The 12,062-nt window shown below is 67.6% G+C and carries 13 protein-coding genes; 5 read left to right on the top strand and 8 right to left on the bottom strand.

Annotated elements, in window-relative coordinates:
- Positions 1 to 15: 15 nt before the first annotated feature.
- Positions 16 to 738: a TetR/AcrR family transcriptional regulator gene (locus tag AAFN89_RS11980; protein WP_347539283.1), complete on the bottom strand. Its 723-nt coding sequence runs from the start codon at positions 736 to 738 to the stop codon at positions 16 to 18.
- A gap of 120 nt (positions 739 to 858) precedes the next feature.
- On the opposite strand from AAFN89_RS11980, the gene AAFN89_RS11975 reads away from it, so the two are divergent.
- Entirely contained in the window at positions 859 to 1,614 is a 756-nt protein-coding gene (locus AAFN89_RS11975) for an SDR family oxidoreductase (RefSeq protein ID WP_347539282.1), read from the top strand.
- A 212-nt stretch (positions 1,615 to 1,826) separates the two neighbouring features.
- On the opposite strand, the gene AAFN89_RS11970 is transcribed toward AAFN89_RS11975, so the two are convergent.
- Positions 1,827 to 3,230, bottom strand: coding sequence for a D-alanyl-D-alanine carboxypeptidase family protein (locus AAFN89_RS11970; RefSeq protein ID WP_347539281.1), 1,404 nt, complete (start codon positions 3,228 to 3,230; stop codon positions 1,827 to 1,829).
- A gap of 134 nt (positions 3,231 to 3,364) precedes the next feature.
- On the opposite strand from AAFN89_RS11970, the gene AAFN89_RS11965 reads away from it, so the two are divergent.
- Positions 3,365 to 4,045, top strand: coding sequence for a hypothetical protein (locus AAFN89_RS11965; protein WP_347539280.1), 681 nt, complete (start codon positions 3,365 to 3,367; stop codon positions 4,043 to 4,045).
- A gap of 85 nt (positions 4,046 to 4,130) precedes the next feature.
- Here AAFN89_RS11965 and chrA read toward each other — a convergent pair whose 3' ends face one another.
- Both chrA and AAFN89_RS11955 read right to left on the bottom strand, forming a co-directional pair.
- Positions 4,131 to 5,531, bottom strand: a complete 1,401-nt coding sequence (chrA, locus tag AAFN89_RS11960; RefSeq protein ID WP_347539279.1) for a chromate efflux transporter — start codon at positions 5,529 to 5,531, stop codon at positions 4,131 to 4,133.
- Position 5,532: 1 nt separating this feature from the next.
- Positions 5,533 to 6,357, bottom strand: a complete 825-nt coding sequence (locus tag AAFN89_RS11955) for a sulfurtransferase/chromate resistance protein (protein ID WP_347539278.1) — start codon at positions 6,355 to 6,357, stop codon at positions 5,533 to 5,535.
- A 316-nt stretch (positions 6,358 to 6,673) separates the two neighbouring features.
- Here AAFN89_RS11955 and AAFN89_RS11950 point away from each other — a divergent pair, with 316 nt between their 5' ends.
- On the top strand, positions 6,674 to 7,204 hold the full coding sequence (locus tag AAFN89_RS11950) for a phasin family protein (protein WP_347539277.1): 531 nt from the start codon (positions 6,674 to 6,676) through the stop codon (positions 7,202 to 7,204).
- A 226-nt stretch (positions 7,205 to 7,430) separates the two neighbouring features.
- Here AAFN89_RS11950 and AAFN89_RS11945 read toward each other — a convergent pair whose 3' ends face one another.
- Together AAFN89_RS11945 and AAFN89_RS11940 are read right to left on the bottom strand one after the other, a co-directional pair.
- A complete protein-coding gene (locus AAFN89_RS11945) occupies positions 7,431 to 7,910 on the bottom strand; it encodes a GFA family protein (protein WP_347539276.1) in 480 nt (159 codons plus the stop codon).
- Positions 7,900 to 8,646, bottom strand: a complete 747-nt coding sequence (locus tag AAFN89_RS11940; RefSeq protein ID WP_347539275.1) for a glutathione S-transferase family protein — start codon at positions 8,644 to 8,646, stop codon at positions 7,900 to 7,902. Before AAFN89_RS11940 ends, AAFN89_RS11945 begins: the two co-directional genes overlap by 11 nt.
- A gap of 135 nt (positions 8,647 to 8,781) precedes the next feature.
- Between AAFN89_RS11940 and AAFN89_RS11935 the strand changes: the two genes are divergently transcribed.
- Complete coding sequence (locus AAFN89_RS11935) at positions 8,782 to 9,498, top strand: YafY family protein (protein ID WP_347539274.1); 717 nt, start codon at positions 8,782 to 8,784, stop codon at positions 9,496 to 9,498.
- Here AAFN89_RS11935 and AAFN89_RS11930 read toward each other — a convergent pair.
- Both AAFN89_RS11930 and AAFN89_RS11925 read right to left on the bottom strand, forming a co-directional pair.
- On the bottom strand, positions 9,477 to 10,076 hold the full coding sequence (locus tag AAFN89_RS11930; RefSeq protein WP_347539273.1) for an exopolysaccharide biosynthesis protein: 600 nt from the start codon (positions 10,074 to 10,076) through the stop codon (positions 9,477 to 9,479). The two genes, AAFN89_RS11935 and AAFN89_RS11930, sit on opposite strands and share 22 nt — an antisense overlap.
- 199 nt (positions 10,077 to 10,275) lie before the next feature.
- Positions 10,276 to 11,229, bottom strand: coding sequence for a homocysteine S-methyltransferase family protein (locus AAFN89_RS11925; protein WP_347539272.1), 954 nt, complete (start codon positions 11,227 to 11,229; stop codon positions 10,276 to 10,278).
- A gap of 200 nt (positions 11,230 to 11,429) precedes the next feature.
- On the opposite strand from AAFN89_RS11925, the gene AAFN89_RS11920 reads away from it, so the two are divergent.
- On the top strand, positions 11,430 to 12,053 hold the full coding sequence (locus AAFN89_RS11920; RefSeq protein ID WP_347539271.1) for a TetR/AcrR family transcriptional regulator: 624 nt from the start codon (positions 11,430 to 11,432) through the stop codon (positions 12,051 to 12,053).
- Positions 12,054 to 12,062 lie beyond the last annotated feature (9 nt).

Genomic DNA, 12,062 nt, shown 5'->3' with positions numbered 1-12,062 from the left:
AGAAACCAACACCCCTCACCCTCCCGCTTTGCGGGTCCCTCCCTCTCCCCGGAGGGGCGAGGGTAGGTCGGTAGCCCTCTCCCCGCCGGGGAGAGGGTTGGGTGAGGGGCGGTTGGTTTCCTGGATAGAGGGTGAGGGGGCCACCACCCCCTCCCACCCCGCCATCGCCCGCCGCGCCACGGCCAGCAGCGCCTCCCGGTCCGCCCCGTCGCGCGCCAGGATCGACATGCCGTGCTGCACCGTGGCGTAGAAGGAAGCGATGGCGGCGCAATCCGCGCCGGCCGGCAGTTCGCCATCCTTCACGCCGCGCTCCAGCCGCTCCTTCAGCACGCCCACGCCCCAGGCCCGGCGCTCCTTAAGATCCCGGCAGATGGCCTCGCTCGCCTCGCCCTCATGCAGCGCGCCCAGCGCGATCATGCAGCCAGGGGGAACGCCGGGGCGGGTGAAGGCGATGGCGGTCGCCCGCAGGAAACCGTCGACTGCCTCCCGCGCCGTCGGCGCGATCGGGATGGCGTCCCAGATGCCCGCATCGCCCTCGGCGACATAGAGGTCCAGCGCCTCCCGATAGAGCGCCTCCTTGCTGCCGAAGGCGGCGTAGAGGCTGGGGGGCCGGATGCCCATCGCCGCCGTCAGCTCGGCCAGGGACGCCCCCTCATAGCCCCTGGCCCAGAACAGCTTCATCGCGCGCGCCAGGGCGGCATCCCGATCGAAGGCGCGCGGGCGGCCTTTCTCCTTCATCGCTCGGGTCCTCCGGCGGCGTTCCATTGTTATGTATCGTTCAATACATAAAACTCTTGACGCCGTTCGGCAAGCGCGCCAGCTATTATGTATCAATCAATACATAACGGAGAAAGCACCATGTCTTCCCCTCTTCGCGGCCCCCTTCACGGCAGGGCGGCCCTGGTCACCGGCGGCAGCCGGGGCATCGGCGCGGCGATCGTCCGGGCGCTCGCGGCCCATGGCGCGGATGTCGCGCTGACCTACGCCAGCTCGTCCGACCGCGCCGCGGCGATCGTCGCGGAGATCGAGGCCTCCGGCCGGCGCGGCCTCGCGCTGGCCGCCGACAATCGCGACGCCGTCGCCGTTGAGGACGCCGTGGCGAAGGCGGCCGACGCGTTCGGCCGGCTGGACATACTGGTGAACAATGCCGGCATCTTCACCGCCGCGCCGATCGACGCGCTGACGCTGGCGGATTTCGATGAGACGGTGGCGGTCAATATCCGCGCGGTCTTCGCGGCCTCCCGCGCGGCGGCGGCCCGCATGGGGCAGGGCGGCCGCATCGTCACCATCGGCAGCAATCTGGCCGACCGGGTCCCGGGGCCGGGGATTTCGCTCTACGCACTCAGCAAATCGGCGCTGGTCGGCTTCACGAAAGGGTTGGCGCGGGATCTGGGCGCGCGCGGCATCACCGCCAACATCGTCCATCCCGGTTCCACGGACACCGACATGAACCCGGCCTCCGGCCCGACGGCCGACGCCCAGCGCGGCCTGATGGCGATCCCGGACTACGGGAAGCCGGAAGACATCGCCGGCCTCGTCACCTGGCTCGCCGGCCCCGCCAGCCGCTTCGTCACTGGCGCCGCCTTCACCATCGACGGCGGCGCCAACGCCTGAACCGGAAAACGCCAGTTTCACCCTCTCCCGCCTGCGGGAGAGGGAGGGACCCGACCCGGAGGGGCGGGAGGGTGAGGGTGTTGTTGGTAAGGACGCAAAAATCGCCCCTCACCCAACCCTCTCCCACGAACGGGAGAGGGCTACCAACCTTACCCTCTCCCGCTTGCGGGAGAGGGAGGGACCCGCAAAGCGGGAGGGTGAGGGTGGTTGGTTTACCCCTCCCCCGGCGCGATCGTCAGGCAATCGCCGCCGGCGGTGATCAGCCGGTCGCAGGCCCTGATCGCGGCGTCCTGGGACAGGCCGACCAGCCGGGCGCGGTAGAGCCGCCCATATTCGGTGTAGATCTCCATCAGCCGGCTTTCCGCGCCGCCCAGAAGGTCCGGCGCGGCGCTGGTCGCCATGGCGACGGCGCGGTTGCCGGCCGTGGTGTCGGTGAAGGCGCCGACCTGGATGCCCCATTCCCCGATGTCCGGCAGGTCGCCCCCGATACCCACGCCCAGCGAGCCGGCCGCCGTGTTGGCGGAAACGGCGACAAGCTCGATATCGTCGCGGACGGCGATCGGCGCGGGCGGGGCCGGCGGGATGGGCGTGCCGACAAGCTGCGGCGGCAGGGCCGGAACCTCAAGCGCGGAGCCGGCGAAGGGCGCCGCGCCGGCCACCATGATCGGGCCGCTGATGCCCGGCCGGCTGGGTGGCAGCGGCGGGTCGAACGGCAGGAAGCGCGCGCCGCCATGGGCGATCAGATATTCGCCCCGGTCGCTGGCGAAGGCGGCGTCCAGCAGGTCCGCCACCTCTTCGTTGCGGCTGGCCGATGTCCGGCCGCCGAACACCACGGCGATCAGCCGCAGATTGCCGCGCACCGCCGACGCGACGAGATTGAAGCCGGAAGCGCGGGTATAGCCGGTCTTGAACCCGTCCATGCCCTCGTACGAACTCATCAGCCGGTTATGGTTGCGGTAGGAGGTGCCGCGATAGGTCCAGCGTTCGGTGCCGAAATAGTGGTAATGCTCCGGGAAGTTCCGCAGCATGGCGCGGGCCAGCGTCGCCATGTCGCGCACCGTCGTCACCTGCTCCTCGTCCGGCAGGCCGTGGGCGTTGCGGAATGTGGTGTTCGACATGCCCAGTTCGCGCGCCTGATCGGTCATCATCCGCGCGAAATTGGCCTCCGAACCGCCGATCGCCTCGCCCAGCGCCGTCGAAATGTCGTTCGCCGACTTGGTCACCAGCGCGTAGATCGCGTCTTCCACCCGGATCGTCGATCCGGCCGGCAGGCCCAGCTTGGTGGGAACTTCGGCCGCCGCGTTGGCGGAGATCGGGATCTGATCGTCCAGCGACAGCCGGTCGTCCTCCAATGCCTGGAAGGTCAGGTAGAGCGTCATGATCTTGGTGGTGGAGGCCGGGTAGAGCCGCCGGTCGGCGCGCGATTCGTGCAGCACCTCGCCGGTCACGGCGTCGATCACGATCGCGCCGTATTTCTGGTTCGCCTGCGCCGGCTGGGCCAGCAGGGCCGCCATAAGGAAAAGCAGGGAAAACAGCAGGAAGGCGAGGGCTCTATCGTCCCATCCCCGTCGCAGAACCCCCATTCGCGTGACGGGCTGGCTTGGATGACCCCCCATTCGCCCCTCCCCGGACCGTTCATTACACCGCAGAGTTAATGTAAAGTATCAACTCCAACTCTGTCCAGATTGTAGCCACGATTGGTAAAGAAAATTTTACGCCCGCCGCATTCGACCGAAAGGGGATCATCGACATGCCCGTAAGCCGCCGCCTCGGCCTCCTCGCGGGGGCGCTGGCCCTCCTGCTCGGTGCCTGCGCCTATCAGGGACCGGAAAGCCAGTCCAACCTCGTCACCCAGCGGGCGACCTGGTTCAGCTATCTGGCGTCCGACGACATCCGCGCCGCCTGCGCGGCCGGCGCGCCGGAACGCTACCGGCTGGTCTACAACGCGGATTTCAACCGCCAGGTCCGCGCCTACGATGTGGTGCGGGAGCCGGGGAGCTGGGTCCTCCGCCAGGCAATCGACCGGGGCGTGGTGTTCGACGGCCACCTCTCCGGCCTCTCCAGCCTCGGCGCGCCGCGCACCGCCGAAAGCCGGCTCACCGACGCGGAAATGGCGGAACTGACAGCCCGCCTGGAGGATGCCGGCGCCTTCGGCCCGCCCGACGCCGGCCTGACGCTGGGCGCGCAGGACTATTACTGGCTCGCCAGCGGCTGCCATGACGGGGAGTTCTTCCTCACCGGCTGGCGCCACCCCGGAACCGATATCGCTTCGCTGCCCTTCGTCCCCTTCATCGCCTCTCACGATTCGACCGGTGTACCCTTCCCGCCGATCCGCCCCGGCGACCGCTCCTGCACCCGCGGCCTCAGCGACCGCGACGACGTCATCTGCTTCTCTGTCAGGATCGGCCAGGATGGCCTTGCGGGCTACTAAGGCGCCGGGCGCAGTTCCAGAGCAGAATCCTCATCCTGAGCCCGTCGAAGGATGTTTTCGCCCTTCATCCGCCTTCGACCGGCGTTCATCCCAGAAGAAGATACTCGATCACGCCTGCCGCCGAGCACGCGGCAAGCACCTTGATCATGCCTGCCTTGAAGCGGAAAACCGCGATGACGGCGGCGGCCGTGAGGGTCAGGGAAGGGATGTTGATGGTGCTCAAGACAGGCGCATCTATGGTCGCTCCCGGAATGGCGATCTCGTTCACCTCGGCGAAGAGCACGTGAAGCCCGAACCAGACCGCGAGGTTGAGGATGACGCCGACAATCGAAGCGGTGATGGCGGCCAGCGCCGCCGATAGCGCACGGTTGCTCCGCAGCCTTTCGGCGAACGGCGCGCCCAGGAATATCCACAGGAAGCAGGGCACGAACGTGACCCAGGTCGTCAGGATGCCGCCCAGCGTCCCCGCGACGAATGGGTTGAGCGCGCCGGGATCGCGGAACGCGCCGAGGAACCCCACGAACTGCGTCACCATGATCAACGGGCCGGGTGTCGTCTCGGCCAGCCCAAGCCCCTCCAGCATCTCGCCGGGTGATAGCCATCCGTAGGATTCGACCGCCTGCTGCGCGACATAGGAGAGGACCGCATAGGCGCCGCCGAAGGTCACGACGGCCATCTGGGCGAAGAACACGCCGATGTCGGTGAAGACGTTGCCGGGACCTGGAAACAGCAGAAGCAGCGCCACCGGGGCGAGCCAGAGAGCCAGAAGAAAGCCGGAGATCCTCAGCGCCCAGGACAGGTTGGGTTGTGCATGCGCCGGGATCGACTCACCCAGAGCCGACTCCGCATCCGCCAGGGCGGCTTCCTTCGACGTCCCGTGTCCGCTCTCGACAAGGAAGGCCGGATGCCCGGCGCGCGCGCCGAAATATCCGATAAGCCCGGCAGCAAGGACGATCAGCGGAAACGCCACGTCGAACACGAAGATCGCGACGAAGGCGGCCGCCGCCAGGCTCAGCATGACCCTGTTCTTGAGCGAACGCTTGCCGATCCGCACCACGGCTTCGAACACGATCGCCAGCACGGCCGCCTTCAGGCCGAAGAAGAGGGCCGCCACGATGCCGACATTGCCGAAGGCGGCGTAGACCCAGCTCAAGACCATGATGGACAGGAAGCCGGGCAGCACGAACAGCGTGCCGGCGACCAGGCCGCCCTTCGTCTTGTGCAGCAGCCAGCCGATATAGACGGCAAGCTGCGTCGCCTCCGGCCCCGGCAGGAGCATGCAGTAATTCAGCGTATGCAGGAATCGGCTCTCGCCGATCCAGCGCTTTTCTTCGACCAGGATGCGGTGCATCACCGCGATCTGCCCGGCCGGACCGCCGAACGAAAGCGCCGCGATGCGCGCCCAGACCGGGATGGCTTCGCCGAACGACACGCCATGGTCCGGCGCGGCGGGCGCGGTCGCCGCCGCAATTGCGGCCTCCCGCATCTTACGCCCCAGCCTTGTTCGTGGGCCAGTTATGGGTTTCGCCGGTCGCATCCCGACACCACCGGTAGAATGCGTCGTAGAGCGTCAGCCCCGCCTCGAGCTGATCCAGATCATCGGCGTACATCCGCGAAAGGCCAAGCGACGCTGCCAGCAGTCCGGGCGCTTCCGGCGCCAGATCGGGGCGTGCCGTATCCGCGCCGCGCACGATGGTGGCTAGCCGCCTCAGCGGCCCGGTCGCCAGGGCGAATTCCTCGACCATCACGTCGAAGGTGCAGAGATCGCCTCGATGGCTCCAGAACACGCCCTCGGCGTCGATGTCGAAGGGTGTCGCCTCGAAGCGCTCGGCCACCCCCCGCACTTCGGCGGGGGTGACGAACAGGAAGACGGCGTGCGGATCGACAAAGCGGCGGATCAGCCAGGGACAGGCGATCCGGTCGATTTTCGGCCGAGCCCGCGTCACCCACACCGTCCGGCCCCGATGGTCTCGGCGCGGCACCTTGCTCTCGGGCACCGCCGGCATCGCGGCTTCCGCCCACGCCCGGAACCCGCCTTCCAGAAAATCGGCCTGTATGCCCTCATGCCGCAGCCAGGCGGCCACCCCGTCGCTCAGCTTGTGGCCCTCATCGCAGATAATGACGGCGGAGCAGCCGGCGACCTGGCCCGACCACGATGTCGGGTCGTCGGGTGGACGGCGCACCGATCCCGGGATCAGGCGCGGATCGGCTGCGAAGTCCTCATCCGTGCGCACGTCGATCAGCGCCGGGCATTTCGGCGTGCCGATCAGGCGGGAAAGCTTGTCGTGAGTGATGGAGATCGTCGAGGCCATGACGCGTCCTTCCGGGCAATGCGGATTCGGGACGCGATGCTTCGGCTGTCGCCTCGTGGGGAGATCGCATTCCCCATGACCTGATTTAGCTACGGTCCTCCTTCCGATGTCAAGGACGTCTCCCCCTCCGGCGATCGTCCGCCCGCCCCCGATGTTGCGCCGCACAAAAATCTCGTTGACAGCCGCGGCCCATTTCCCATATCTACCGGTATATTGCACTGCAACATGAGGTTGGAGGCGCGGCGGAAGCCCGTACGCCCGGTGCACTACGGACATGAAACCGCAATCTTGAACGCGATAGTTAAGGAGTTCACCCATGACCACCGCACGTAAGACCGCCAACAGCCAGACCGACACCGCCGAGACCGTGATCGCGGCGGGCAAGGAAACCGTGGAGAACGCGATGAAGGCCGGCCAGGAAGCCTACGCCAAGTCCTTCGACCAGGGCGTCGCCTTCTCCAAGGAGCAGTTCGAGCGCGTGAACGGCGCCTTCGCCCAGGGGCTGGAGGATGCCTCCGCGCAGAGCCGCGACAATCTCGATGCCGTCGTGAAGGCCTCGACCGTCTTCACCAAGGGCTATGAGGATATCGGCAAGGCCTGGTTCGCCTATTCCCAGGCCGCGGTCGAGCAGGCCGTCGCCGTCTCCAAGGGCCTGATGACCGCCAAGTCGATCCGCGAGGCCGTGGACCTGCAGAGCGACTACGCGAAGTCCAGCTTCGACAGCGCGCTGGCCGAAGGTACCCGCCTGTCTGAGATGGGCGTCAAGGTCACCAACGAGGCGCTGGCCCCGATCAACGCCCGCGTCACCGCGACGGTCGAGAAGTTCTCCAAGCCGATCGCCGCGTAAAACTCCGCGATCATCGACCTTCCCTCCCGGGTCCAAACCCCGGCGGCTCCCCGGCCGCCGGGGTTTTTCGTGTCTGGATGGCGGGGGCGGGGTCCAGTCAGCCCCCACGCCGCATGGATGCTGGATCAAGTCCAGCATGACATTGTTTTTGTTGGTCATTCCGGACTTGATCCGGAATCCATACGCCCTCGCCGCCTCACCGACGGCAAGGGAAGGGAGGCCGGCGCTACCCCTCCCCATCCAGCATTCCGTGCGCCCGGTGCCAGTCCTCCAGCGACTGTTCGGGATAGCCCTCGAACCGCTTCTCGCCCTCCGCCGCGTCCAGCCGCACCCAGTCCGGCTTCGATCCCAGCATCATGTGGACCTGCTCGGGCGGCCGGGGCAGGGGGGTGTCGATGGCGCTGGCGAAGGGGTGGATAAGGTCCGGCCAGCGCGGGTCCCACAGCCACAGGGCCGAGCCGCAGCGGCCGCAGAACCGCCGCTCCGCCGGGCTTTCCTCGCCGTCGATCCGGGCGTGGAAGGTGCCGATATGCTCCTCCCCCCGCACCTCCAGCGTGCCGGCCTTCGCTCCCAGATTGACCGCGTAGCCTCCGCCGCCCGCGCTCTTGCGGCAGATCGAGCAATAGCAGCGCAGGAAAGGGGCCGGCGCATAGGCCTCGACGGCGAACGTCACCGCCCCGCAACAGCAGGAACCCTCAAGCCGCATCTTTTCTTTCCTTCTCGTCGGGAACCTCCCACGGATGATCGGGATAGTAGCGCGCCATCATCCGCGCGACATAGCCGGTCAGTCGGGGAAATTTCTCCGCCTCCCGCCGCAGCGGCGAATCGAAGAAGGGCGTCAGCAGCCCGGCCAGGATGGCGAAGATCGTGGCGTCCGCCCCGCACGGCCGGTCGCCGGTCAGGTAGGGCCCGTCGCCGATCATCGCCGACAAAGACTCAAGCGACCGCACGCCCAGCCAGGTGATCTCGCCGGGCCCATGGCGGCCGACGCCCACGGCGCGGAAGGTGAACGCTACCTGAACCTTCATGTTCTTCAGCATATCCGCCCGCCTGGCCTCGTTCTCCTCCCCGTCGAAGAAATGGCCTGGCCCGCGCTCGAAATTCTCGGGCCGCATGAAGCGCTGCCAGGAGACGGCCCAGCCCAGATGGTTCTCCACCATCCGCTCTGTGGCCCAGGCCCGCGCCCGCTCCGCCTCGTCCAGCCCCGCATCCAGATCGACGCCGTATTTCCGCTCGATATGGGCGCGGATGAAGGTCGAATCGGCGATCGTCTCGCCATCATCCTCGATGAAGGGCAACTGCCCCTTGGGCGACTGCACGGGCATCGCCGGGGCCTTGTCGAAGGTGAGGCCCGCCATGCGGAGCTGGATGTCCGTCTTGGTCACGTAGGGGCTGACCTCGGGAAGGCCGAAACCGGCGACGCTGCCATAAAGGGTGATCATGATCGGGGCCTCCTGTCGAAACGCTTCAGGTTGATTGCCCGCCGTTCTTACTGCCATGCTGCTGCCAGCATGCTGTCAGCAGCGATCGGCGACACTGCTTTCAGACGATGCCATTCCTTTCAGGGACAGGACTCCATGAGACGCGCCGACCGGCTGTTCCAGATCATCCAGATATTGCGGCGTCACCGCCGGCCGGTCACCGCCGACGCGCTGGCGGCGGAGCTTGAGACCTCCCGCCGGACGGTCTATCGCGACATCGCAGACCTGATCGGCCAGCGCGTGCCGATAAGGGGCGAGGCCGGGATCGGCTATGTGCTGGAGGACGGGTTCGACCTGCCGCCCCTGATGCTGACGCCGGACGAGATCGAGGCCGCGGTGCTGGGCGCGCAATGGGTCGCTGCCCGGGGCGATCCGGACCTCGCCCGCGCCGCCCGCGACCTGGTCGCCAAGATCGCGGCCTCCATCCCCGAAAGGCTCCGGCCCTTGATCCTGGAGCCGTCGGTCGGCGCGCCACCCTGCCGCCAGCCGGCTCCGCCCGACCGGCTCGACATGTCCCGCCTGCGCGCCTGGATTCATGCCGGCCGCAAGATCGCGCTGCGCTATGAGGATGAGCAGGGCCGGGAGAGCCGCCGGGTCGTCTGGCCCGTCACGGTCGGCTATCTGGAGACGGCGCGCCTGCTCGTCGGCTGGTGCGAATTGCGGCGTGACTTCCGGCATTTCCGGGCCGACCGGGTGGTGGAGGCGGATTTCCTGGACGACCGCTATCCCGACCGCCCCGCCGCCCTGCGCGCCCGCTGGCTGAAGGCGATGGAGGAGACGCGGCGGAGCCCTCAGGTCAGCAGTAGCGAATAGGTCAGGTAGAACGCCCCCAGCGACAGGCCGAGGCCGATCAGCACCAGCAGCCCGTCCCGCGCGATCAGCGCCAGCCCCAGCAGGCCGACCGTGCCCATCGGCGCGCTGCTGGCGAAGGGCACGAACTCCAGTGGCGGCACCACCATCGTCAGCGCCAGGCAGACCGCCGCGACCAGATGGATGAACGGCTCCCGCGTCGCCCAGATCAGCCGCGCGCGGATCACCTTGTCGACCCGTCTCGCCACCGGCTCCACATAGTCCAGCGCCTGCTTAAGCTTCGCGCCCTTGACATGGCGCTTGCGGATGATCCGGGGCAGCCAGAACTGCTTCCTGCCGAACAGAAGCTGCACGGCGAACAGCGCGACGATCGTCGCCATGGCGGTCGGCACGCCGGGAATGCCGCCGATCGGGCTCACCTCGATCAGCGACGGGATGATGATAAAGGGCGCGAAAGCCCGCCGCCCCATCGCCTCCTGAATGTCTCCTATCGACACCTCCTCCCGCGCCTCCGCGACGGCGGTCAGATGCCCGATCACATCCTCCAGGTCGGCCGGATTCTGCTGGGTCTCCTGACTCATGGGCGGAACGTCCTGTCGTCGATACCTTCCGGGGCGGAAATACCCGACCCCGACGACATGTTCCAGCCAGCCACGAACCACCCTCACCCCCAACCCCCTCTCCCGCAGGGCAGGAGAGGGGGCTATTGGACTCCCTCTCCCGCTTGCGGGGGAGGGTCGGGGTGGGGGTGGTTTGTAGTTGGTAGCTGGTGACCGCCCGTTACGCCGCCTCCGCCTCCCGGCAGGACAGGCAAATCCGCTCGACATGCCGGAAATCCGTGCCGCAGCAGCCGCCCAGGATGGTAAGTCCCGGCAGTGCCCGCCGCAACTCGCGATACTGCCGGCCCAACTCGTCGGGATCGCCATCGTCCAGCTCCGGCGCCGAATCCAGCTCCGCGTGGCTGCATTTGGAGGCGTTGGCGCGGATGCCTCGTATCCGGCGTGTCCACGGCTCGCCCCCGCCCAGCGTTGTCGGGAAATGGGTCGGGTGGGCGCAGTTGATCATGTAGTAGACGACCCGCCCGCCGCTCGCGCGATCGACCGCTTCAATGGCGTCCTTCAGCGTCTGGCCGGTCGGCAGCCGCCCATCGGTCTCCACGGTGAAGGAGATCGCGACCGGCATCTCCGCCTTGATCGCCGCACGGGCGATCCCGACCGCTTCCTCCTCATAGTTCATCGTGATCGCCGTGATCATGTCGGCTCCCGCATCGCGGAAGACCGCGATCTGGACGGCGTGATAGGCTTCGGCTTCCGCCGCGCTCATCTTTCGGCCGGGATCGTAGCCGTCGCCGCGCGGCCCGACGCAGCCGCTGACGACCATCGGCGTCGATCCGGTCTCGTACTCCGCGCGGATCTCTTCCATCAGCTCGATCGCAGCACGGTTGGCCTCCGCCAGCGCCTCGCCGGAATAGCCCAGCTTCGCGCCCCAGTCGGCGCTGGCGCGCCAGGTCGGGCTTTCCAGGATGAAGCCGGTCCCCTGCGACCGGGCCAGCGCCGCATAGGCGGCATAATAGGCGCGAAGCTCCGCCAATCCGTCCTCGTCCCGCAACAGGTCGAAGGCGGCGAACAGGGGCAGGTCGCGCTTGTTGTGGAAGATCAGCGTCGTCTCCAGCCCCCCATCGGTGAGGAACAGGGTATGGGAGAGCTGCGGCAGCCGGTGGCGGTATCTGGACATTGGCGAGAGCCTTTAGCGGGTGATGGGGCGCAGACCTTGGCTGATCGACCCCTCCCGCCGCTAGAAAGCGCGTGGTGCAGTTTCGCGCGATTTCCGGATAACGCATAAGTCGTAGGGGCTTGTCCTTTGTTGACGGGGAGGGAAGGGCCGCCGATAGTCCCACGGGCAAGGGGAAACTTTACCGCCGGTACGGTAACGATATGCCAGACGCCCCGATCCGCCGCCGCACTGACACCCGTGAGACGCTGCTGGCGCTCGCGGAGGAGGCGGTGCTGGCCAAGGGCTTCTCCGCCACCTCGATCGAGGAGCTGGTGGCCGCCGCGCGGATCACCAAGAGCGGCTTCTTCTACCATTTCCGCGACAAGGGCGACCTCGCCCGCGCGATGATGCTGCGCTATCTCGACCGCGACCGGGAACTGCTGGATGAGCTTTTCCGCCGCGCGGACGAGTTGAACGAGGACCCACTGCACGGCTTCCTGATCGGGCTGCGCCTGTTCGCTGAGATGATGGCCGAATTGCCGGAGGCCCATCCCGGCTGCCTCGCCGCCGCCTTCACCTATCAGGACCAGCTCTTCGACCGCGATGTGCGGGAACTGAACGCCAGGGGCATGCTGTCCTGGCGCAACCGCTTCCGCGAACGGCTGGATTTGATCGCCGCCCGCTATCCGCCGCGGGGAGAAATCGATCTCGACGCGCTGGCCGACATGATCTCGACCCTCGTCGAAGGCGGCCTCATCCTCGGCCGCGCGCTCGGCGACCCCACCATCCTGCCCCGCCAGGTCCTCCTCTACCGAGACCTGATCCGCCGCATCTTCACCTCATAAAAAGCCCTC

This window comes from Inquilinus sp. CAU 1745 (assembly GCF_039839375.1).
In the GTDB taxonomy this organism is placed as follows: Bacteria; Pseudomonadota; Alphaproteobacteria; order DSM-16000; family Inquilinaceae; genus JBDOQU01.
Note: the sequence above shows the minus strand (reverse complement) of the source record. Positions and strands in the feature narration are given on the sequence as shown.

What these genes read in the sequence shown, in the direction of transcription:
- AAFN89_RS11980 (WP_347539283.1), bottom strand. Translation starts at nt 738, where the DNA reads ATGAAGGAGAAAGGCCGCCCGCGCGCCTTCGATCGGGATGCCGCCCTG.
- AAFN89_RS11975 (WP_347539282.1), top strand. Translation starts at nt 859, where the DNA reads ATGTCTTCCCCTCTTCGCGGCCCCCTTCACGGCAGGGCGGCCCTGGTC.
- AAFN89_RS11970 (WP_347539281.1), bottom strand. Translation starts at nt 3,230, where the DNA reads ATGGGGGGTCATCCAAGCCAGCCCGTCACGCGAATGGGGGTTCTGCGA.
- AAFN89_RS11965 (WP_347539280.1), top strand. Translation starts at nt 3,365, where the DNA reads ATGCCCGTAAGCCGCCGCCTCGGCCTCCTCGCGGGGGCGCTGGCCCTC.
- chrA (WP_347539279.1), bottom strand. Translation starts at nt 5,531, where the DNA reads ATGCGGGAGGCCGCAATTGCGGCGGCGACCGCGCCCGCCGCGCCGGAC.
- AAFN89_RS11955 (WP_347539278.1), bottom strand. Translation starts at nt 6,357, where the DNA reads ATGGCCTCGACGATCTCCATCACTCACGACAAGCTTTCCCGCCTGATC.
- AAFN89_RS11950 (WP_347539277.1), top strand. Translation starts at nt 6,674, where the DNA reads ATGACCACCGCACGTAAGACCGCCAACAGCCAGACCGACACCGCCGAG.
- AAFN89_RS11945 (WP_347539276.1), bottom strand. Translation starts at nt 7,910, where the DNA reads ATGCGGCTTGAGGGTTCCTGCTGTTGCGGGGCGGTGACGTTCGCCGTC.
- AAFN89_RS11940 (WP_347539275.1), bottom strand. Translation starts at nt 8,646, where the DNA reads ATGATCACCCTTTATGGCAGCGTCGCCGGTTTCGGCCTTCCCGAGGTC.
- AAFN89_RS11935 (WP_347539274.1), top strand. Translation starts at nt 8,782, where the DNA reads ATGAGACGCGCCGACCGGCTGTTCCAGATCATCCAGATATTGCGGCGT.
- AAFN89_RS11930 (WP_347539273.1), bottom strand. Translation starts at nt 10,076, where the DNA reads ATGAGTCAGGAGACCCAGCAGAATCCGGCCGACCTGGAGGATGTGATC.
- AAFN89_RS11925 (WP_347539272.1), bottom strand. Translation starts at nt 11,229, where the DNA reads ATGTCCAGATACCGCCACCGGCTGCCGCAGCTCTCCCATACCCTGTTC.
- AAFN89_RS11920 (WP_347539271.1), top strand. Translation starts at nt 11,430, where the DNA reads ATGCCAGACGCCCCGATCCGCCGCCGCACTGACACCCGTGAGACGCTG.